Origin of the sequence: Segatella albensis DSM 11370 = JCM 12258 (genome assembly GCF_000426565.1) — a bacterium.
In the GTDB taxonomy this organism is placed as follows: domain Bacteria; phylum Bacteroidota; class Bacteroidia; order Bacteroidales; family Bacteroidaceae; genus Prevotella; species Prevotella albensis.
Genome location: NZ_AUFP01000026.1, coordinates 1 through 23,098 on the forward strand (window position 1 = coordinate 1; position 23,098 = coordinate 23,098).

At 42.1% G+C, this 23,098-nt stretch carries 19 protein-coding genes and 1 pseudogene; 12 read left to right on the forward strand and 8 right to left on the reverse strand.

The window, feature by feature from the left end; translation table 11 throughout:
* Positions 1-676 precede the first annotated feature (676 nt).
* Positions 677-2,050, reverse strand: a complete 1,374-nt coding sequence (locus K333_RS0109270; RefSeq protein ID WP_036889157.1) for an AlbA family DNA-binding domain-containing protein — start codon at positions 2,048-2,050, stop codon at positions 677-679.
* A gap of 418 nt (positions 2,051-2,468) precedes the next feature.
* Between K333_RS0109270 and K333_RS0109275 the strand changes: the two genes are divergently transcribed.
* The 7 genes and pseudogenes from K333_RS0109275 (at position 2,469) to K333_RS0109300 (ending at position 10,489) form a co-directional block, all read left to right on the forward strand.
* Positions 2,469-3,134, forward strand: a complete 666-nt coding sequence (locus K333_RS0109275; RefSeq protein ID WP_154653032.1) for a hypothetical protein — start codon at positions 2,469-2,471, stop codon at positions 3,132-3,134.
* A gap of 4 nt (positions 3,135-3,138) precedes the next feature.
* Positions 3,139-3,459, forward strand: coding sequence for a hypothetical protein (locus tag K333_RS13220; RefSeq protein ID WP_154653033.1), 321 nt, complete (start codon positions 3,139-3,141; stop codon positions 3,457-3,459).
* Positions 3,456-4,421: an agmatine deiminase family protein gene (locus K333_RS12275; protein WP_161624565.1), complete on the forward strand. Its 966-nt coding sequence runs from the start codon at positions 3,456-3,458 to the stop codon at positions 4,419-4,421. The genes K333_RS13220 and K333_RS12275 overlap by 4 nt, the downstream gene beginning before the upstream one ends.
* 888 nt (positions 4,422-5,309) lie before the next feature.
* Positions 5,310-5,495: pseudogene (locus K333_RS12975) on the forward strand (DJ-1/PfpI family protein); the annotation flags it as partial.
* Between the two features lie 130 nt (positions 5,496-5,625).
* Positions 5,626-7,383 carry an alpha-amylase family glycosyl hydrolase gene (locus K333_RS0109290; protein WP_024990629.1) on the forward strand — a complete coding sequence of 586 codons (1,758 nt, stop codon included), beginning with the start codon at positions 5,626-5,628 and terminating at the stop codon, positions 7,381-7,383.
* 162 nt (positions 7,384-7,545) lie between these two features.
* Positions 7,546-9,258: a glycoside hydrolase family 9 protein gene (locus K333_RS0109295; protein ID WP_024990628.1), complete on the forward strand. Its 1,713-nt coding sequence runs from the start codon at positions 7,546-7,548 to the stop codon at positions 9,256-9,258.
* Positions 9,259-9,292: 34 nt separating this feature from the next.
* Positions 9,293-10,489 carry a glycosyl hydrolase 53 family protein gene (locus K333_RS0109300; RefSeq protein WP_081657236.1) on the forward strand — a complete coding sequence of 399 codons (1,197 nt, stop codon included), beginning with the start codon at positions 9,293-9,295 and terminating at the stop codon, positions 10,487-10,489.
* 97 nt (positions 10,490-10,586) lie between these two features.
* On the opposite strand, the gene K333_RS0109305 is transcribed toward K333_RS0109300, so the two are convergent.
* From K333_RS0109305 to K333_RS0109335, 7 genes are read right to left on the reverse strand one after another with little or no spacing between them, the layout of a single operon-like run.
* On the reverse strand, positions 10,587-11,144 hold the full coding sequence (locus K333_RS0109305) for a TlpA family protein disulfide reductase (RefSeq protein WP_081657235.1): 558 nt from the start codon (positions 11,142-11,144) through the stop codon (positions 10,587-10,589).
* A gap of 24 nt (positions 11,145-11,168) precedes the next feature.
* A complete protein-coding gene (locus K333_RS0109310) occupies positions 11,169-12,290 on the reverse strand; it encodes an efflux RND transporter periplasmic adaptor subunit (protein WP_024990626.1) in 1,122 nt (373 codons plus the stop codon).
* 25 nt (positions 12,291-12,315) lie between these two features.
* On the reverse strand, positions 12,316-13,560 hold the full coding sequence (locus tag K333_RS0109315) for an ABC transporter permease (protein WP_024990625.1): 1,245 nt from the start codon (positions 13,558-13,560) through the stop codon (positions 12,316-12,318).
* Positions 13,560-14,825 (reverse strand): ABC transporter permease, encoded by a 1,266-nt coding sequence (locus tag K333_RS0109320; protein ID WP_024990624.1) that lies wholly within the window; start codon positions 14,823-14,825, stop codon positions 13,560-13,562. The genes K333_RS0109315 and K333_RS0109320 overlap by 1 nt, the downstream gene beginning before the upstream one ends.
* Positions 14,826-14,827: 2 nt before the next feature.
* Positions 14,828-15,553: an ABC transporter ATP-binding protein gene (locus tag K333_RS0109325; RefSeq protein WP_024990623.1), complete on the reverse strand. Its 726-nt coding sequence runs from the start codon at positions 15,551-15,553 to the stop codon at positions 14,828-14,830.
* A gap of 14 nt (positions 15,554-15,567) precedes the next feature.
* Complete coding sequence (locus K333_RS0109330) at positions 15,568-17,268, reverse strand: ABC transporter ATP-binding protein (protein WP_027452612.1); 1,701 nt, start codon at positions 17,266-17,268, stop codon at positions 15,568-15,570.
* Positions 17,269-17,301: 33 nt separating this feature from the next.
* Positions 17,302-18,129: an NAD kinase gene (locus K333_RS0109335; protein WP_024990622.1), complete on the reverse strand. Its 828-nt coding sequence runs from the start codon at positions 18,127-18,129 to the stop codon at positions 17,302-17,304.
* An 82-nt stretch (positions 18,130-18,211) separates the two neighbouring features.
* On the opposite strand from K333_RS0109335, the gene K333_RS0109340 reads away from it, so the two are divergent.
* The 5 genes from K333_RS0109340 to K333_RS0109360 form a co-directional block, all read left to right on the forward strand.
* Positions 18,212-18,778, forward strand: coding sequence for a DJ-1 family glyoxalase III (locus K333_RS0109340; RefSeq protein ID WP_024990621.1), 567 nt, complete (start codon positions 18,212-18,214; stop codon positions 18,776-18,778).
* Between the two features lie 3 nt (positions 18,779-18,781).
* Entirely contained in the window at positions 18,782-19,468 is a 687-nt protein-coding gene (locus K333_RS0109345; RefSeq protein ID WP_024990620.1) for a 2-C-methyl-D-erythritol 4-phosphate cytidylyltransferase, read from the forward strand.
* The gene (gene recG / locus K333_RS0109350; RefSeq protein WP_024990619.1) at positions 19,461-21,563 is read left to right on the forward strand and encodes an ATP-dependent DNA helicase RecG; all 2,103 of its coding nucleotides are present in this window, start codon (positions 19,461-19,463) and stop codon (positions 21,561-21,563) included. Before K333_RS0109345 ends, recG begins: the two co-directional genes overlap by 8 nt.
* Before the next feature lie 188 nt (positions 21,564-21,751).
* Complete coding sequence (locus K333_RS0109355; RefSeq protein ID WP_024990618.1) at positions 21,752-22,699, forward strand: M23 family metallopeptidase; 948 nt, start codon at positions 21,752-21,754, stop codon at positions 22,697-22,699.
* Between the two features lie 97 nt (positions 22,700-22,796).
* Positions 22,797-23,098 (forward strand): helix-turn-helix domain-containing protein (locus K333_RS0109360; protein WP_027452613.1); only part of this gene is annotated, 302 nt, incomplete at its 3' end.

Genomic DNA, 23,098 nt, shown 5'->3' on the forward strand with positions numbered 1-23,098 from the left:
AAGGATGTAAACTTGCAATTCGCACGCTTCTCTACACCAATCTGGCTAGAGCGTATGTTTATATGTTCCATCACTCTCATTATGCTGTTAATTGCACGATTATTTTCATTTTCAGAGAAGAAACTTCTCAAATCTGATAGAATAGTTGTATCTTTGCTCACGGCTTCTAAGTTTGAATTTTATTGTTTGGTCACTATAAAATTACTCATTTTCAATGAGTTAAACAAACTTTGAAGCCTTTTTTATTCCAAATTTACGTTAATATATGCATGTGATTTCTTACATGCGAAAGTTCAATTTTTTATTCGATTCTACTGCATTTCAATCTGTAACACTGATTTATGTTATGCGTTTCTTTAGAACCCGCTGTCATTTGTGGCAAACAAGTGAGATCATAGGTGTCAGTTTATAAGAATTGCAAACACTAATATTTTTTGTCATCAGAGTACATAACAAGCACCATGGTAGGATGACACATCCTTGAAGTGCTGCTAAAGTTTTCATCATATCAACATTGGCAACAGTATGATGGTCTGTAACGGCAATACATTTGATGTACTTAGCAGCAGTCTCATTTAATATTTCTTGACAGGATTCTTTCCGCCTGATGCATCAGTATGGATGTGTAGATCCCATTTGTTCCATATTGAACCAATTTTGTTCTCCATAGATCCTTTTATTTCTTAATTATCCATATCCCGTCATTGTCTTTGCCTTCGCGTTTCAAAACACCAATCTTTTGCAATGCAGAGAAATCACGTTCTATGGTACGTTGACTCACCGACAACATCTCCGACATTTGTTTGCCTGTTATTGTCGGAGAGTCTTTGATTAGATTGAGGATTTTCTGTTGACGTTCAGAGAGTTTCGTCTCCGTCACGTCTCCGTCATGGTCTCCGACATTCGGGGTGTCGGTGGAGGCAAAGATGATGGTTTGAAATTGAGTCGGAGTAGATTTGAACACAGGCTTCAGCTCGTCCTTATAACCTTCCAAGGCTTTGGTCTCATTACAGATACGTGTGAGTCCGCTACCACGCTTCTCCATGTAGTCAAGCTGAGCCATCACATTCGCAAGGATAGGATTGCGCCTTTCTGAAGAAACGTCTGCGATGTCTAAATCCTGTATCAGTAAACCATTATACATCCCTCCTGGGGATGTTACAGTGAGGCGGTCATCGTAAATGTCAAGATGCACCTCACTGCCCATTACGGTGTAGTCACGATGGATGAAATGATTAACCATTGCCTCCAGAACGGCACGTTCCGCATATTCAGGTTTGTTCTTTCGCCCATCAGGCAGTTTCTCCCAGCCTCTCTTGGTGTTAGACTTCACAAAGTTCATAGCTTCACGAAGTAGCATGAGGACATTGCCTGTAAACTCTGCATCATTGATGGCATCGCCCTTTTCCTTTCCATCCCATCGTGTGCAATATAGGCGAGATTGCCACAATGGGCAGTCATCGGCAAACAACGCTCCTGCATTTGTAAGAAGCCCAGCATTAGTGACAAGGCCAAATGAAAGGAGATACTTTTTGTCCCATTCTTGACTGGTACGCTTTTTGAACGTGTTGGCTAAAATCGTGAAAGAATAGTCTTCAACTTTATAATCCGTATGAAGGGAATCGTAAGTTTTGTTAGAACCTTTCAGTACCAAGCGAACCATCTGTTCTGCCGTGGCAGGAAGACTTTCATCGCCAATGCGAACAAAGGCAACTCGCTGACCATCGCCAACGTAGTAATATGGTGTGTAATGCCCCGCGTTGACTTTGAGTTGCATGATATGTAAACCATCTATATCATGAGGAATCATTTCCACCTCTGGCAGGGGATCCATATAGTCACGTATCCTACTACTGATAGCCTCGCAAACATGCTGCACATTATCAAGTCCTTTGACGATGCCATCATTATCAATGCCAAAGAAAAGGGAGCCACCCAAACCATTGGCAAAAGCACTTACGCTTTTCAGCCAACTTTTAGGTTTCTTCTCTTCAAGTATAACCTTGAAGTCGTATGCAGTACATTCTGCTATCAGAGTCTTTAATTCCATTCTATATGAATACTCGTTTATCTTGCAAAGGTACTCTTTTTTATTGAGAACAAGGCATAAAATCATCGTATCGCGTGTAATTTAAGCAAATTTTATCTAAAATCACACTTATGTGACACTAAAAGTAGCGATAATTGAAGTTTTTAAGTATCTTTGCAACGCATAGTGGCGACATGCCATCTTTGCAAGACATATTGCTCTATAGCTTCACAATCACCACCGCGAACGAAAGAGCAACAACTATTATAGGAGTGAAGTGAACCCCAATATGGGCGCAGAAATCCCGTATATAGTTGTGGCTTGTGGTGAACCGTGAAGCGTATGGCGAATGTCTGCGCCTCTTTTGGTATAAATAAGATGATTTGTTTAATCAATTAAAACTGAAGAGTCAACAGTATAAAAACGGACAAAAAAGCACGTGAAAAAATCATTCCTTCTATTAGGGGCAATTATGCTACTTGTTATATCAACCAAAGCACAAAAGTATGATTTTGAGGATTATATTTATCCTTTCGGCTGCCGTACATACGCTTCGCCAGATAGTAAAGGAAATCTCTCGTCTGTAACTCAGTATAGTTTCGAATCTCAGAATTTTGACAATTATCTTGTTACAGAAACCTACATTAGTCTTGGGGTGATGTCGGCCAAGACTACTTATAGATACCATACAGAAGATAATGCAGTAATTTCAGATGTTCAACTTCGGCAAAATAGATTAACTGGGAGTACACGCTATCAAGACAGATTGATTCTTTTTGCTTTTCCTGAGAAGGACAAGCCTTTTAAGTGGTCTGAAACAGATAGAGGAGATAAGTATCAATGCACATCCGAATATGTGTATATTAATGCTTCCATATATCATAAATCGTTATTCATGAAAGCCATTAAAATTACAAGAGACAATAGTTATATTGTTGGAAAAGAGAAGCATAGAGTTATAGAAACAAGTTATTGGATAAGTAATTATGGTCGTATTATTACTTATGTAGACTGGGATGGCACGAAAAAGGCCTCCTCCAAGTTGGATGCTTTAGATTATGTTCAGGAAATATCTGAAGAAGAATACAGTAAATTAAAGAAATAACCATATGAGTACGGAATTTATCATCGGAACAATTATTGGATTAATTGGTATCATTCCTGTCATTATCCAAATTGTAAAATGGGTCAAGAAACCCAAGCTAAGTGAGTTGATGAAAAAGCTGGTTGATAACAGTTTGTCGACTAATGCTCACAGAAAAATCCTTAAGAGGATGAACCTGATACTTCTGCGTTCTGGAAAGCGTATTTCTTCTGAATATATCAACAGCTTCGTTTTGAATAAGCGTGGCAAGGAGGCAGTCTTCACGGATTTGTGTGTGTGCAACATGACTGGGAGCCAACCAAGGAACTATGTGAGATGTTTATGAATAGCGATTATCCGACTATCAGGAATAAATATTGGGACATGAAAAAGGTGAACCAGAAGAAAGAAGAAACATCGGCTGATGCCGTTGAGAAAGTAGAAGTCGTTCATGCTCAACCAAAGGGAACAAAGATTGTTTATTTGTCGGAACTTCTTGAAGAGCGTTATCCAGAATCCTTCAATCGGTTGATTTCTATTCTCAAAAGGCATAGTGTTGACTATAGTCTGCTGAAAGGCACGAAGGACATTTGGTGCAGGGACTACATGCCAATCCAAACTGAATCGGGTAAGCTCGTACAGTTCCGCTACAAGCCATCTTATTTGAAAGGTAAAAAGGAATGGGAAGAATTACGCTCTGACGTTAGAGAGGTTTGTCGATTGAATGGATTTGAGCCTGTATTCTCGAATATAAACCTTGACGGAGGAAATGTTTTGCTATGCTCTGGCCGGGCAATCGTTTCAGACAGAATCTTTACAGAGAATCCCGAATATACGGACAAAGAGAAACTGGTCAAGGAACTATCAGACTTGCTTGAAGCCGAAGTAATCATCATTCCTGCTCAAAATGGTGACATGACAGGACACGCCGATGGAATGGTTCGCTTTGTAGACCGTGACACGATACTGGGCAACAACCGCTCCGATGAATATAAGTATTGGACGAATGGCATAGAAAAAGTATTGAAGGAAAAGAGTCTAAAGTATATTGATATACCATTCTTCTATGATTATAAGGATTCGAAACATCCAGACCATGCCATCGGAGTTTACGTTAATTACCTTGCAGTAGGCAATTTGATTGTCCTTCCTGTATTTGAGGTTGCGGGTAATAAGGATGCCGAGGCTATCGCCGCATTTAAGCAGATATTCCCCGACAAGATTATCGAGACTATCAACTATAACGATGTTGCACTTGAAGGCGGAGTGCTTAATTGTACGACGTGGGTCTATAGAATTAATCGCTAACAATCTATCTAACGTATAGAATGACATTTTACGGGAACCCGCGCCGACATCCTCGGTCTCCGGTTCCCCGCCCTTCATTTCTCCACATGATTATCTCTTACAGACCGCCCGTCGTGTGCTTTTTTTTCATAAATCAAAGGCGGGGAGCTGTGGTGGCATCGACATCAATCTGCGCCTCTTCCAAAGCAGTCACAGTGGTCTCGTGTTGCCCGACTATCCTTTAAAGGGTCACAGAAACTTCATCGTTCTCAAAACATATGTCTCACCCGAAGCCACCTGTCAGCACCATCACTGGTGGCTGACGCTCTCACTGCCCATTGGCTACTATTTTTTTATGTGGCAGACGACTGGCCGACAACTCCACAGGAAAATACTTTATGACCGTCGCGCCAATTATCTATGTTCGCCACTAATTCACGGCCATAACCGATCTCTCAGCTTATCTCAACTACAGCGTCCAATCAGTTGCTTCAAGTAGTTACACACAAACTGTCGTCATGCCCGACTTCCGAAGCCTCACCTATCAGACACCTTCCGCAGAAAGCATACGGCAATGTTCGGCTCTCGTCAGACTGCGCTACTGAAACCCCATCACCTCGCTCTTTGCTAATCTCTCAGCCAAAAACGAACAGGACTATCAGTCCCTGATGCAAATCGGGATATAGTAACGAAACAAATGAATCAACGAAGAGGAAATACCAATCACGCCGTTCCTATGAGCGTGCCTCCCCGTTTACTTCGCGGCAGCAGGCGGCGGAAGGGTGCTCAGATGATACTACAAAACAAGAAACAGATGTGTAAGCCTACACGAAAAGAAGTGTAGTAGAAAAATATTGAGGTTCATCTAACACTTCTTACATGACACTTGTTTTTATTTTAGCCAGTGGAAATACACATAGAGATTACACCTTTGAAACCATGCCAAAGGATTATGCTGCCTTGGTTCTGATTGGCGGCTACGGATGGCAGACTCCCGAAGATGACAAGATACTACCAATCGTGAAAGATGCGATAAAAAAGGAAACTATTATTGGCGCGATATGTAATGCTTCGTCATGGATGGCACAGAAAGGATAATATCTACAAGCCAACGTTCGAATATGCAATCGTTTGCACACCGATTATAGGTTGATTTGCATCAAATCAGGACACAACCCACATTATTATCGTAATTTTGAAGCGTAATAACAAACCTAAGTCATAAATGAAGAAATTCTATACCGCAATCTTTGCACTTTTTGCATCCATTCAGATGATGGCCCAAGGTTGGCCAGCCAACTATAACGGTGTGATGCTTCAGGGCTTCTTTTGGGATAGTTACGCCGAGACGAAATGGAGTAATCTCGAAAGTCAAGCCGATACATTGGCTAAATATTATCGACTCATCTGGGTGCCACAAAGTGGATATTGTAATACTCTGACCAATCAAATGGGATATGCTGACATCTGGTGGTTCGACCAAAAAAGTTGCTTTGGAAGTGCGGCTGAACTTAAGTCGATGATCAAAACTTTCAAAGCCAAAAATCTTCTCACCATCGCTGATGTGGTAATCAATCATAAGAATGGTAACACCAACTGGTGTGACTTCCCTACGGAGACATGGGAAGGACATGGTACAATGACATGGTCGCTTGCGGATATCTGTAAGAACGATGATAATGGCAAAACTAAAAATGCGGGCTATCTGGTAACTGGCGCTAACGACACCGGTGATGATTTTGATGGTTGCAGAGACTTAGACCATACCAGTGCCAATGTTCAGAAGAATATCAAACTGTATCTGCACTTCCTGCAGGAGGAAATGGGATATGCGGGCTATCGATATGATATGACAGGCGGTTATGCACCAAAATATACGAAACTGTACAATGAGGATGCTCAACCACAATTCAGTGTGGGTGAATATTGGAAGGATAACGGTTTATCCGGACTCAAAAATTGGATAGATGGTACAGGAAAAACTAGTGCTGCCTTCGACTTCCAACTGAAATGGCTCATCAGGGATGCTTTCAACGAGGGGGGAACAAAATGGAATACACTCGCCAACTATACGACGCGCTCACTTATCGGCAATAAGGATTATCGTAGATATGCTGTAACTTTCGTCGACAATCATGATACTTATCGCAAGTCGAGCGATAAACTGAATGCTAACGAGGAGGCTGCCAATGCTTATATTCTCACCATGCCTGGAACTCCTTGCGTATTCTTGACGCACTGGATGCAATATAAGACGGCTATCAAAAAGATGATTCTCGCCAGAGAAATCACGGGGGTGAACAACGAAAGTGAAGTACTGACTTCAAAAGGCGAAAGCAGTGGATACACCGTAGCCGTGAAGGGTACCAAGGGTAACATGCTGCTGCAACTCGGTAACACGACAACAAATACCGAAGGATATCAACTGGCTGTATCAGGTGAAAACTATAAACTCTATGTAAGCAATGATTTGGACATCTCTGAAATCAAGAATGTGGTGGATGAGACCAATACTACAAAACTACCTGATTTCGTGACTGTTCAGGAGGGTACGTATGCTTATTTCGAGAAACCTCAGAACTGGGGCAGCACCATCCATGTATGGGCTTGGAACAGCAAGAATAATAACGAGAATGTATATAGTGGCGCACTATGGCCTGGCACGATAAGTGACAAAGATATTACCAAGGTTGGCACAAACAATGGCTGCGATGTGTTTCTTTGGAAATATAGTGGCACTAAGACTCCTGACATGATTATCTTTAATGATGGCACTAATCAGACATCAAATCTGAAATTTACAAATGGAGGATACTATAACTATGCACAAGGGCTCGTGGCTACAGGAATCAATGATGTCAAAGTTCCAACGCTACAAGCCTTCGATATAAATGCTCCAAAATATAATATTGCGGGACAACGTGTTAGCAAAACTTATAAGGGCATTTACATTCAGAATGGAAAGAAATATATTACGAGATAACTGTTTTATAAATTATAATATGTTGATTATGGCTGCACTCGATATCTATCGGGTGCAGTTTTTTATTTCCTAAACTACAATAACATAAAAAATATAAGGCATACGAATACTTTTGTACAATTTTTATTATCTTTGCAACATCCTAAATCAATAAAAAGCAATATGAATAAATTACTATTAACCTCGTTAGCCGCACTGGCATCTATCGGATGTTCTGCCCAAAATCCTATCCGATTGAATCAGGTAGGTTATCAACCGGAACAAGAGAAAGTAATCACTATCGACAAGATTAATCCACAAGGTAAAATTGTGGTCAAGAATGGTGTGGGCAGCATCGTGGCAAAACCTAAAGTAATGCGCATAGCTACTTCGCCGTGGACAGGTGAAAAAAGATACTTGATAGACTTGAGTAACATCAAGAAGCCTGGAGACTACACCATAGAGATGGGTAAGCACAAGGCAACTCTACATGTGGCTAAAGATGCTTATCATGACATCGCCAAGGGTTCGCTAAAACTCTTCTACTTAATTCGCTCGGGTATCGATATCGACAAAAAATATGCAGGCATCTATGCTCGTAAGGATGGACATCCTGACACAAAGGTGTATATCCATGCTTCGGCAGCAACCGCTAACAGACCGGAAGGTACTGAACTGTCTTCACCTTACGGATGGTATGATGCGGGCGATTACAATAAATATGCTGTAAATTCATCGTATGCTATCGGTGTTATGCAGGACGTATATGAACAAATCCCTGAATATTTCGCTCAACTGAACACGAATATCCCTGAAAGTGATAATACGACGCCTGACTTCCTCGATGAGATGATGTTCAATCTGAAATGGTTGATCACCTGTCAGGACCCTGATGATGGTGGTATATATCATAAGCTCACCACACCTCACTTCGAGGCTTTTATCATGCCTGACGAATGTAAGCAGAAGAGATATCTGGTAGAGAAAAGTGTAACGGCATCGCTCGACTTTGCCGCTGTCATGGCTCAGGCTTCACGACTATTTGAGGGTAACAAAGATTATCCTGAGTTTTCTCAGCAAGCTCGGGAAGCTGCTATCAAGGCTTACGACTGGGCGATAAAGAACCCAAACGCTTTCTATCGTCAGAATGAGATGAACAAGAAATTCAAACCGGAGGTGACTACGGGGGAATATGGTGACTGGAGTGCCAGGGATGAGAAGTTCTGGGCTGCAAGTGAGCTGTATCGTCTCACGAAAGATGCCCGTTATCTGGAGGATGCCAAAAGTACATTCCCTACTCGATTCACTAATTCTTCATGGAACAGTGTTGCTGAACTGGGACTCTTTACGTGGATAGCCAGCACCAACAAGGAAATGGGCGAAAGAGCAAAGGATATGCTGAAGACGTATGCCGATAACCTGACGGCTCATGTAGCGACATCTAATTTCAATGCACCTTATGGGGATAAAGCAGAGGACTTTGGCTGGGGGTGTCTGGGAGGCAACTGCTGTTGGCCTGCCATCGCACTGATGTATGCTGACAAATATATTGCTCCAGGAAAATATCGCAAGTTTGCATTGGAAAACTTCAACTATGTCTTAGGACAGAATACTACGGGCTATTGCTATGTTACTGGATACGGTACGAAAAGTCCGATGCATCCACATCATCGCATCTCGGCCAACGATAACATCGAGCAACCTTTCCCTGGTATGCTCGTAGGTGGTCCGAATCCTGGACAACAGGATCTTGCAGAGGGTATCATCTATCCTTCAAAGAATCCTGATGCTTCGTATGCTGACCAAACAGAATCATACGCTTCTAACGAGATTGCCATCAACTGGAATGCAAGTCTTGTGGGCATTGCTTGCTGGTTGGATGCAACTTCTAAATAAAAACAACTATAACTCTAAAAAATTATCTAAAAACATGAACAAATGGATTACTACAGTCTTCGCACTCTTTAGTGTGATGACATTCTCTGCTTGTAGTGCGACTAATGAAGAGATGGCTCCTGTCGTCCCTACTCCCCAAGTCAACATAAAGAAATTCGTGGGGGGAGACATCTCGATGTTACCTTACTATGAAAACATCAAGGCTAATTATTTTGACCATTCGGGCAAAAAGATTACTGCTCCTCTTGCTTTCTTCAAGGAAGAAGGGATGAATGCCATGCGTGTCAGACTATTCATCGATCCAAGTAAATATACGGGTGATGACAAGGTGAATATCTGTCAGGATTTGAATTATGTAAAGACTCTTGGAAAACGTATCAAGGAGGCTGGGTTTAAATTCATGCTCGACTTCCATTATAGTGATGGATGGGCAGACCCTGGCAAACAGTGGACCCCGGAGGCATGGACAAAACTGAATGATACGGAATTACAGGCGGAAATCTACAACTATACTACAGAGGCACTCAAGGAACTGAAGGCTGCCGGGGCAGAACCTGACTTTATACAGACGGGTAACGAGATTAGCTATGGTATGCTTTGGGGCGCTGAAGATAAAGTGGGTGACGATGAGACCAACCGATGTTATCCATCATCAAATATGGCTAACTGGAATAGATTCGGCAAACTATTGAAGCAGGCTATCAAGGCTTGCAGAGAGCAATGTAAGGATGCTAAGATCATCATTCATTGCGAGCGTGTATCAACATCACAACAGGCTGATAACAAGAATTATGCTGCTCTAAGTAATTTCTTCGCCAAAATGAAGAGTTATGGTATTGATTATGATATCATCGGTCTAAGTTATTATCCTTATTTTCATGGTACCATCAGTGAACTGGACGGGGCTATATCTTTACTCGAAAAGAACTATGCCGATAAGGATATCATGCTCGTAGAAACGGGATATCCTTATGCTTGGGAAGTAGGCGGATCTACCTTTAATTACACAACTACTTATCCTTATTCGGATGCCGGTCAGAAACAATTCACGGATGACCTTATCACGATGCTTAACAGACATAAGAAGGTGACCGGACTCTTCTGGTGGTGGATGGAATATAATGCCAAAGATACGAATCTGACGAATTGGTATAATGCACCACTATTCGATAGTAATACGGGAAAGGCTACTTCTGCTCTATCGGAGCTCAAGAAGTTTATTACAAAATAATTTCTTTTCCATTCTCTAATATCAATATAAAAAAGAGGAGGACAAAGCCATTGTACTTTGCCCTCCTTGTCTTTATTACGGGGAATCCCAATCAGGATTACTTCTCCTGAGACAATTCTTCTATCTTGGCCTCGATCTTATTGATATCTACTGTTGACAGCACAACCTTGTTTTGTTGATCCAAGATATAATAAGAAGGTATCCAGTTGATGTGATAATCCTTTGATGTCTGGGTTTCCTTCCATTTCTTCAGTTCTGACAACTCTAAAATATTACGCATTTTATAGGTTTCGTTGATGCACTTCGTCCAAGCATCCTTATTGGTGTCATAAGAAATACCTATAAAGACGACAGGGAGTTTAGATGTCTGTGATTTCTCTGCCAAGGCATTGACTTTAGGTAAATCACGGCGACAGTCAGGACACCAACTGGCCCAGAATTCGATGACCTTATAACTTGGAGCCATCTGATAAAGTTCATGTCGCTCGCCTTTCCAGTCTTTCAACACAAAGTTGGGTGCCTGCTCACCAGACTTCAATAAGTCTTTGGCATATACTACATCTGGATCTTCCTGACTTTCATTTGCATTCTGTGCAAAACTTCCCAAAGAAAACAGTGCTATCAAAGCACTTATAAATACCATTTTTTTCATCATATTATTGTTTATTAGTTTATATTGTTATTCCTCATCCTGACTGCCATCGTCAGTGACCTTCTTTGGTCCTCTTACCTTATCTTTCAAAGTAAGTCCACTCTTGATCTCAATATTCAAACCATCACTAAGTCCGGTAACGACCTTGCGACGTTCATAAGTCTTTTTGTCACCACTGCCTTTTACGACATATACATAAGTCTGATTACCTTGAAACTCGATAGCACTTTCAGGCACAGTAAGTACATGATTGGCTTGTGACAATACAATCTCAGCATTGGCACTATATCCACTGCGGATAGTAACACCATTCAATCCATGTATGGCAGCCTTCACCTCAAACTGGTTCGTACCATTGCTTTCAACAGCCTTTGGTGATACATATTCCAAACTTGCTTCTAGTTTGGTATCTTGCAAAGCACCGATGGTAATCTTCATTGGCATACCGGTGACAAGTTTACCAACCTCAGTCTCATCAATATTACCTCGGAATATCAAATCTTTCATGTTAGCGACAGTGGCTATCGTAGTACCATCATTGAAAGTATTACTCAAAATAACCGTATTACCCAACTTGACAGGAACATCGAGAATCAGTCCACTGATAGTAGAACGAATCAATGTACTACTGCTGTTGGCATTACTCTTGGAAACACCATCACGTACCACCTCGAGGTTATCTTCCGAAGCTCTCACTTCCTCAAGAGCCTGCTTATAGGTCTGATGCACTTTATCATATTCATCAGCACTCACCAGTCCCTTGTCGAAAAGAATCTTCTCGCGAGAATAGTCTACTTTTGCTTGTTTTACATTTACCTGTGCCAGTCGTAGCCGAGACTCTGCACTGGATAACTGCCCCATATCAGGGATGACCTTTACCTTGGCTATGATCTCACCAGCCTCAACCATATCACCTGCATGTTTATATAGTTCGGTGATGATACCAGAGATCTGTGGTTTCACATTGACTTCGTTGCGAGGTTCTATCTTACCCGTAACGATCGTGGTTTTCTTTAAGTCTTTGTAAGTAGGAGTAAACTCTTCATACTCCGTAGGCTTTGGTTGTGACTTGACCCAAAGGAAAACAAATGTTCCTATAAAGATAAGGGCCACAAGCGCTGCAATGATAATTTTGAAATATTTCTTCATAGTTGTATGTATTTATTTCTTCTTGTTATTCATCTCTCATGGCATCTACCGGTTTGATGCTCATCGCACGAAATGCTGGGGCTAATCCTGCGAATACGCCCAACATGCCGATAAATACCGTGGCTGCAAGTGCTGTCCAAAACTGCACTTGGAAATGGGCCGCAAGGATGCCATCGCTCGTGGTTCCCATCTCCAACATCTGTAGGATGATGACGGCAAAGAGGATGCCGCTCATTCCCGCTACTATGGTAAGCACAATACTCTCACTGATAATCTGGGAGAGTATCATCAGAGGGGTAGCTCCGATAGCGCGGCGAATTCCTATCTCTGTGGTGCGCTCACGAACTGTTACCATCATGATGTTGCTCACGCCAATGGCACCGGCCAACAGAGTTCCGATTCCTACCAACAAGATTAGGAAGTTGACACCTTTGAAAAGACTATCAACAACACCAAAGAGGAGTTCGGTATTGAAAATAGATATTGCTTTTTCATCAGTGGGATCTACATGATGTTCTCTGCCGATTACGGCACGAATCTGAGGTGTCAACTTACTAATGCTGTTACCGGGTTTACAGGTCATACTTATCATATCGAGATCATTACCCATATTATATGCCTGTTGCATCACTGTGATTGGAATCACAATACTCGACTCCGTTCTTCCATTAATCTGAATACCTCCGGAACTATAATCAACACCTACAATACTGTAATATACGGAGTCTACTCGGACAGATTGACCACATGGGTCACCTCCACCGGGGAACAAGGTCTTATAAACCTTTTTTCCTAACACGCATACTTTACGGTGCTGTGCTATATCCATCTCGTTGAGGTATCGCCCATAATAGATCTTTGGTTCTGACACCTTTGCATATTCCGGAAGCAATCCCTTCACGGTACAATCTGATTTGCGATCTCCAAGGTAGGCTTTTCCGTCCCATCTGGAGACAAGAGGAGAGACGACGTCTAATCCTGGCACCTGTGTCTTGAGACGCTCTACATCACCATAGTTCAAACTCCACGTACGTCCTTTTCTGAATCCCGCATACGGTTTTGTGGTAGGTTGTCCCCACACCATACCCGAGTTGGTAGCAAACCCCTCGAAATTGCTCGTCAGCATTTCCTTGGTACCATTGCCACCACCGATGAGGAATACAAGCATAAAAACTCCCCAGAAGATACCAAACCCGGTAAGAAACGATCGCATCTTATTACGGGTCAGCGTATCTAATATCTCTTTATATGTATCTATATCTATCTTCATTATTCTGCCCTTAATGCTTCGATTGGTCTGATTTTAGCTGCTTTGCGTGCAGGAAGTATTCCTGCGATAGTTCCAGCAAAGATCATCACAAAGGTGGCTCCTATGCAGGTCCCTAATCCTACTGTCGGATCAACAAACAAAGTAGCCTTGAACAATCCGGAATCTATCACCTGATGACCGAGTGTGGCATCCATGTACAGATTGGCCATCATTCCTAAAACCATTCCTATATATCCAAAAAATGTGGTTATCACGATACTCTCTGTGATGATAAGTCGGAGTATGCTCAATGGCTTTGCTCCTATCGCCTTACGGATGCCAAACTCTCGTGTGCGCTCCTTGACGGTTATCAACATGATATTTCCTACACCTACAACTCCACTCAATAGGGTAAGCAATCCTATCACCCAAAGTGCTGTACGGATAATGGTGCTTCCTTGTTGCATCTGGAGCATCTGGGTGAACCCATTACTTATCCAAAGTGCGTCTTCATCGGTAGGGTCAGCACCATGCAACTTATTGATCGTTGCCTTATAGCTTTTCTCCCAGTCGTCATTCTCTTTCTCTGAGTTCAGTCCGTGAAACGTAAACACGAGGTTACCGGCCTTGTCACCTTTATTATATAAGGTTCGGATGGTGTTATAAGCCGTATAGATCGTGCCCGACGACATACCATTCATCTTGTCTTCGTAAAGACCTACCACCTCGAACGACATATCATCTACATCAACATGTTTACCGATAATGCCATCTATATTGTTGTTGCCCATCAATTCTTTGGCTTGAGTATTACTCATGACGAGAACCTTTCGGCGTTCTTGATTGTCGATTTCATTAATAAAACGACCGGCACACATATTCATCTTGTTAATCTGTCCATAGTTGGGATATACACCATCAAGGGAGGCACTAAGATAGTTTTCACCAAGAGTGAAGGTGAGACTGCTCTGCGAAATTTCCGCACCCATGTCATCTACCACATCACCAAAATTTTTCTTTGTAGTTCGGAAATCTTCATCTCGCAACTCTATTTCCCTACCTTTGTCATAGCCGTTATATGCCTTACTGGTATAACCACCATATACCGTCATCGAATTATCCACATTCGAATCATTATTCTTCTCGTTGGCGTTTATCAACCCATTGCCTGCTCCGAGAAGAACGATAAGCATAAAGATACCCCAAGCCACGGAGAAACCCGTAAGAGCGGTTCTCAACTTATTGTGACGAGCGGTCGACCATATTTCATCTATTAAGTCTTTCATAACTATTTCATAACGCCGTTGATACCAAATGGAGAAGCATGATGATCGAAATTTTCTTCGATGTTCTCGATGATACCATCCTTGATATGCACAATCTTATTGGTTTCATTAGCCACACCACTTTCATGGGTAACGACAATAATTGTCTTGTGTTCCTCTGCATTCAGTTTTTTTAGTAATTGCATCACCTCAACACTCGTCTTACTATCGAGAGCACCTGTCGGCTCATCGGCAAGGATGATCTTCGGTTGGGTAATCAATGCACGGGCTATTGCCACACGCTGCTTTTGTCCACCGGACATCTCATTAGGATAATGCTCTGCCCAAGGCAACAGCCCTAATCGATCGAGATAATCCAAAGCCATCTGGTGGCGCTTCTTCCTATTTACTCCCTGATAGAAAAGAGGTAACTCTACATTCTCTACGGCAGTCTTAAAACCTATCAGATTAAAACTCTGAAAGATGAAGCCTATCAGATGGTTACGATACTCGGCAGCTTTCGTTTCACTTAGGTTCTTAATCAATGTATTATCGAGGATATATTCCCCTTCATCATAATTATCGAGAATTCCTAAGATATTGAGCAGGGTGGACTTTCCTGATCCGGATGCTCCCATGATAGAGACAAACTCCCCCTCCTCGATATCCAAACTAATACCTTTCAGGACGTGTAGTGGTTGTGCACCAAAATATGTCTTATTGACATTGGATAGATGTAGTAAGCTCATCTTTGATATTTCATTTAAGTTTTATGTTCTATATTTCGTTCTAACGTCAAGGTTTGATTGCAGTATTCCACTACAGCCGAACGATGAGTGATAAATATTATTGTTTTATTATTATCTGTCAATATGTTGCCCAAGAGTTCACGCTCTGTATCAGGATCCAAGGCACTGGTAGCCTCATCAAATATCAAGATACTACGGTCGCGCAACAAGCTTCGGGCTATTGCTATACGTTGGGCCTGTCCTTCACTAAGTCCTCCTCCACGCTCCGTACATAACGTATCGAGACCTTGAGGCATATCAAAAACAAAGTCGGCACAACTCTCATGCAATACAGCACGCATCTCTTCGTCAGTGGCAGTTACCTTACCGAGTTTTAGATTATCCCGGATGGTACCGCTCATCAATGTGTTGCCTTGCGGTACATACGATATATTACATCTATGAAGAGGAGTAAGTTGTTCACACTTTTCCTTTTGATGATGACTATATATTTCTATTGTTCCTGCCTGAGGTTTCAACAATGAAAGAAGTAATCGTACCAAGGTTGTCTTACCTGCTCCCGTCTCACCGAGGATTGCCGTACATGTACCTGGTCTGAAGTCGAAAGACAGATTCTGCAATACATCGCCATCTTTCTCATTATATTGATAATTTACATTGTTGAGTCGTAATCCCACAGGAGATGGATATTCTATCGGCTCACCCTGTTTCTCTAAAGGTGCTTCCTCTAACTCCATCAATCGTTCGGCAGCTGTAAACACGCCTACAAAGGCTGGTATTAGTTTCATCAAGTCACGGGCAGGACCCTGTATTCTATTCACCAACTGCAGAAATGCTGTCATCCCACCAAAGGTAAGACTATGGGCACTCATACGCAAGGCTGCCCAAAGGAAGGCTACGAGATAGCCTAAAGCAAAGCCTAGGTTCAAGACAAGATTGCTGAATACGGAAAACTTCGTGCGTTCCACCACTTGCTGACGAAGTTGGCTTTGAACATCCTCAAGGCGCTCCACCATCATGCTATCATTCTCCAAGGTCTTGATCAACATACGATGCTGTATCGTCTCTTGCAGGATACTCTGAACTTTAGAATCACTATTTCTCACATTCCGGGTGAGCCTTCGCATCTGACCGACATATAGTTTACTTACGGAAAGGAAGATTGGAACCATAGCGACAACGATCAACGACAAGCGCCAGTCCATAGAGAACAGATAAAAGAATGCTCCTAAGAACATGGCCAGTACACTAATCGTATTGGGGATTGTCTCGGTAAGGAATGTAACGACCTGCGCAACATCTTGCTCCAAACGGTTGATCACATCACCGGAATGATGCGGATTCTTGATATTCCATTCACTCCGAAGTATCCTGTCAAGCATCTTCTGCTGCATTCTGTTCTGAGCCTTTACTCCCAGAATATTCTTGATCCATACCGAGGAGACATTCAAAGCAAAGGCCACCAGGATAAGAAGTCCGAAAAACCCTACTGCCCAGAATAGATTACCTTCGACAGCGCCAGATGCTACATCAATGGCATGCTTAACGGCCCAGATTTCTCCAAGATGTACACCAACAAGCAGCAGACCGACAATGGCATTGAGGACAGCCTGCAGACGGTTGCCTCTCCATGCACGCCAAAGCCATCTCATAAGATCTTTGGCTGTATACTTGAATTGCGGTATCTTGAATAAATTACGTAGTGTCGTTATCATGCTATAGGATAATAGGTTACGATACTCTTATTTTCATTGTCTTTGGTCGGCACCCCACATCAGTTTCTCACGTAGGGTACTGAAATATCTTTGATTCTTCTGCTTGACGATCTTTATGGTATATGGTGCCTTACGAATGGTCAATTTGGTTCCTTCTGCAAGTTTTTCACTTCTTCCATCAATAGCGCAAAGGAAATTATGACTCCTTGACTCTACATCAAGGGTAATCTCAGAAGTGTCATTGATGACAATCGGACGGATATTCAGACTATGCGGAGCTACAGGAGTGATACACAAACTACCACTTTGTGGTACGATGATAGGACCTCCGTTTGAGAGATTATAAGCTGTACTACCTGTTGGTGTTGCAATAATCAGTCCATCGGCCTGATAGTTGACCAAGAATTCATTATTCACATAAGTACGAATAGATATCATAGAAGCTGAGTCGCGCTTCAATACAGCGATATCGTTGAGTGCATATGGACTACATTCTATCTGTTCGCCATCAGCTTCCACCTGGATTACCGTATGGTCTTCGAGGACATAGTCACCGGCATATACCTTGTTGAGGGTTTCCTCTATTTCACTAGGAAGCACGTCTGCAAGAAATCCTAAACGCCCCATGTTTACACCGATAATAGGAATCTCCCTGTCGCCTACTCTACTTGCTGCCTTCAGGAACGTTCCGTCACCTCCCATGGAGATCACATAATCAGCATTATCAAAATCCACAGGTTCCACCTGAGCCTCTGCACCATGAGCCTCAAGATATTTCAGGATTCGTTCTATATAGGGTAATGCTTCCTGCTTTTTATATTCGTTGCCAAATATAGCAAATTTCAGTTTCCTCGCTGACATATATTTTGCTAATTCAATTTTAATTCTTATATTTGCAAAAGTAGCGAATTATTTCGTAAAAAGTGACAACATACAATAAATTATGACTAAAATTTATGAATTTCTTGCCAATGGCTTCGAAGAAATCGAAGGTTTGGCTCCAGTAGATATCCTTCGCCGTGGAGGTATCGATATAAAAACCGTAAGTATTACCGGTAATGACTTTGTTGAGACTTCACATGGAATCACTGTCAAAGCAGATTTGAAATTTGAGGATGTTACCAATTTCGATGATGCTGATATGCTTCTTCTCCCTGGTGGCATGCCTGGCAGCACAAATCTCAATGCGCACGAAGGTGTACGCAAGGTTCTCGTTGAGCACAACAAGAATGGCAAACGTATCGGTGCTATATGTGCGGCACCTATGGTCCTTGGTGGTCTCGGATTACTCGAGGGTAAGAAGGCTACCTGTAGCCCTGGTTTCCAGAAATATCTTACTGGTGCTGAATACACAGGAGAATTATTTCAGGAAGATGGTAACATCATTACTGGTGAGGGACCAGCAGCAACTCTTCCATATGCTTATCAGATTCTATCTTATTTTATTGGAGAAACTGCCGTCAAAGAATTACAGGTCAAGATGCAGTATGCTCACCTCATGTCTAAATAATAGATGGACTATATCATTATCACAGCTGGTGGCAAAGGGTTGCGAATGGGTTCGGATATTCCCAAACAGTTTTTGCCTGTAGGTGGACTCCCTATCCTCATGCGCACAATTCAGCGCTTTCGTAGGTATTCCAAGAATCTGAGAATCATTCTCGTATTACCCAAAGCTCAGGAGGCATACTGGCAGCAATTATGTCGGGAATATCATTTCAATGAGGATTACCAGATTGTAAATGGTGGCGCTACTCGCTTTCATTCTATCCAAAATGGATTATCTGTGATCCCTGACAACGAGACTGGTGTTGTTGGTGTACATGACGGTGTACGTCCTTTCCCAAGTATCGAGGTTATCGACAGATGCTATGAGACAGCCCGACAGAAAAAAACTGCCATTCCTGTAATCCCGGCAGTAGAGTCTATCCGACATATCGACAACTCTGACGAACAAGGCAATATCTTTTCACATAGCGTCATCCGTTCGGAATATCGATTGGTACAGACACCTCAATGCTTTGACATCCAATTGCTCAAAGCAGCGAACAAGCAGCCATATAGTGACAAGTTCACAGATGATGCATCGGTAGTAGAGGCATACGGAGAAAGCGTGACAATGGTAGAAGGAAATCGCGAAAATATAAAGATAACGACGCCTTTCGATTTGAAGATAGCTGAAGTGTTAGCAGATGAATAGTATTCTCGACCAAGATATCATGTTTCTTCCTGGCGTTGGTCCGAAAAGAAAAGAGATTCTAAGTAAAGAACTTGGAATCAATACTTATCGTGACCTACTAGAATACTATCCTTATAAATATGTTGACCGAAGTCGTATCTATAAAATCGATGAGTTGTCAAACGATATGCCTTTTGTACAACTCAAAGGAAAGATTCTGAGTTTCGATGAGTTCGAGATGGGTCCGAGAAGCAAACGTATCGTCGCACACTTTTCGGATGGTCACGGAGTTGTCGACTTGGTATGGTTTCATGGAACGAAATGGGTTTACGAGAATTATAAACTGAATACGGAATATATCATATTCGGTAAGCCAACGGTTTACGCAGGTAGATATCAGTTTTCTCATCCTGAAATTGAGGATGCCAGCAAGCTCACGCTCTCGGAAATGGGTATGCAACCTTATTATATTACTACCGAGAAGATGAAGAAGATGGGATTGACTTCCCGGAGCATCGAGAAACTCACCAAAACATTGGTTGAGAAATTATCCTCTACTACACTTCAGGAAACACTTCCTGACTTTATCCTCAGACGTCTCCACCTAGTGAGCATAGACCAGGCTTTCCATGGAGTTCATTATCCCAAGAATGCAAACGAGATGAGACATGCACGTCTTCGTCTGAAATTCGAAGAATTGTTTTATGTGCAACTGAATATCTTACGATATGCCAGCGACCAACGTCACCGGTATCGTGGATATATCTTTGAACATGTCGGTGACACTTTCAACACCTTCTACAAGAACAACCTACCTTTCGAACTCACAAATGCCCAGAAAAGAGTAATGCACGAGATTAGGGCTGACATGAATTCCGGCAAACAAATGAACCGTCTGCTTCAAGGGGACGTCGGTTCCGGAAAAACCTTGGTTGCTCTCATGTCTATGCTCATCGCCATCGACAATGGTTTCCAGGCCTGTATGATGGCACCTACAGAAATTCTCGCAGAGCAACATCTACAAACCATCAAAAAGTTCTTGCATGAAATGGATGTACGTGTAGAACTGCTCACAGGCATTGTAAAAGGGAAAAAGCGTAAGGAGATACTTGAAGGCTTGGCTGACGGAAGAGTACAGATACTCATCGGAACCCATGCCATAATCGAGGAGCAAGTGGTTTTTCATCGTCTAGGACTGGCTGTCATCGATGAGCAACATCGGTTTGGTGTAGCCCAAAGAGCCAAACTTTGGACAAAGAGCAGTAATCCGCCACACATCCTTGTCATGACGGCAACACCAATTCCTAGAACCCTGGCTATGACAATCTATGGCGACTTGGACGTAAGTATCATCGACGAATTACCTCCTGGTCGCAAACCAATAGACACACGTCATTGCTACGACAATCAGGTAACAAGTCTCTACCAGAGCATACGTAACCAAATAAATGCTGGTAGACAGGTATATATTGTCTTCCCACTTATTAAAGAAAGTGAAAAGAGTGACTTAAAGAACCTTGAAGAAGGTTATGAAACCCTTAAAGAAGTCTTCCCTAACATGAGATTAAGTAAGGTGCATGGCAAAATGAAACCTGCTGAGAAGGAAGAAGAAATGCAAAAATTTGTAAAAGGGGAAACACAAATTCTTGTAGCTACTACAGTCATCGAAGTTGGAGTAAACGTTCCAAATGCATCCGTCATGGTGATACTCGATGCACAACGTTTCGGTTTGTCTCAACTTCATCAGTTAAGAGGACGAGTGGGAAGAGGAGCCGATCAAAGCTATTGCATTCTTGTCACCAATCATAAGTTGAACGATGAGACCCGCAAACGCATCAACATCATGTGCGAGACCAACGATGGATTCCGTATCGCCGAGGCTGACCTAAAGCTCAGAGGCCCCGGTGCCCTCGACGGAACACAGCAAAGCGGTATCGCTTTCGACCTCAAAATTGCCGACATTGCACGTGACGGACAAATCATTCAATTGGCAAGAGATGAAGCGAAAAAGATTATTGACGATGATCCAAAATGCATAAAAGACACATATTCTATACTTTGGAATCGACTGAAAGAATTAAGAAAAAGCAACATCGATTGGGCTGCAATATCCTGATTGATAATACTTTCAATTGTGTTAATGGCAAATAAATTCTGTTAATAGTTTTCTTTTTTCGTTTTTTTTTATTATCTTTGTAACGATTTTAATAACTACGTTGGATTCTCGTATTATTCAAAGTAGTTTTTTCGTTGGGGAATTCTTAATTATTAATTCCTCATTTGAACTTAAACCTAACAGTGAGTATGAATTTGAAGAAATATATTAAGAAAATTAGCATCGTCGCGTTGTTTGCGTTAACAGTCTCGCCGTCCTTCGGTCAAGACCTATTGGCGCGACAAGCACCAGTAGACCGAAGAATGAGAGCACTCGATACGTTAGCCTTAAGATCTATAGAAATAAAAGAAAATCGAGAGAACCCTGCAGCTCAACTCTATGAAGACTTCAACAACCAATATGCACATCGTGCAACTTCACTTCCATCACATTATCGCATCGACTTACGTCACTTCTGCATGCCTACTCCTAGTCGTGTTGTGACCAGCAACTTTGGTGCTCGCTGGGGTCGCCAACATAAAGGCCTTGATATTAAAGTTTATATTGGCGATACCATACGTGCTGCCTTTGATGGCAAAGTTCGCGTCGTAAGATACGAAGGTCGTGGCTATGGTAAATATATCGTAATTCGTCACAACAATGGATTGGAAACGATCTACGGTCATCTCTCTAAACAATTGGTAAGTGAAAATGAGGAGGTTCGTTCTGGTGATGTCATCGGACTCGGTGGAAACACAGGACGAAGTACTGGTTCTCACCTCCACTTTGAGACTCGCCTCTGTGGTGTCGCTCTCAACCCTGCTTTATTCTTCGACTTCCGCAATCAGGATGTCACAGGGGATTTCTATAATTTCGATTTGGCTACCTATGAGAGGGATTCTGCAGAAGCAACTCGTGTCCGTGGCAAAATCGGCAATGGTGGTTACACTCGTGATATGATCTATGGTGAGGTTGGACAAAGCGCAAACCGAGGTTCCTCAACTTCTGGCGAACTACTATATCATAAGGTTAAACCAGGAGAGACGCTTACTTCTATCGCTAAGAAGAGAGGTGTTTCTGTTGAACAGATTGTCCGACTAAGCAATTTAGGAAAGAATCCACAGATTCATGTTGGACAAATCTTAAGATACTCATAAGTTTAGAGACTAATAGAGATTACAAGATATCATAAAAATAGGATGCATGATGTGAAGTGAACCCCGAAAGTTAGACAAAAAACTTCCGGGGTTCATTATGTCAGAAAGAAAGAGAAGAAAACATGATTATTCAGCCCGTCTAAAATATATACGGCTGTTAGAATCTGGATGGACTTTTAATTTAATCCGTGTTAAATATGGTATTGACGACACTCAACTTAAAGTTTTGTGGGAGAAATATCAGCAATACGGGGAGGCTGGTTTGCATAAAAGTGGAAAAATCAAGGCCGATTTTGCATTAAAGAAGAAAATCGTGCTTGATATTATAGAAAATCATTTAACTTTGCACGCAGCTTCGATAAAATACGGTCCATCCATAAGTGCCATAAATACTTGGCT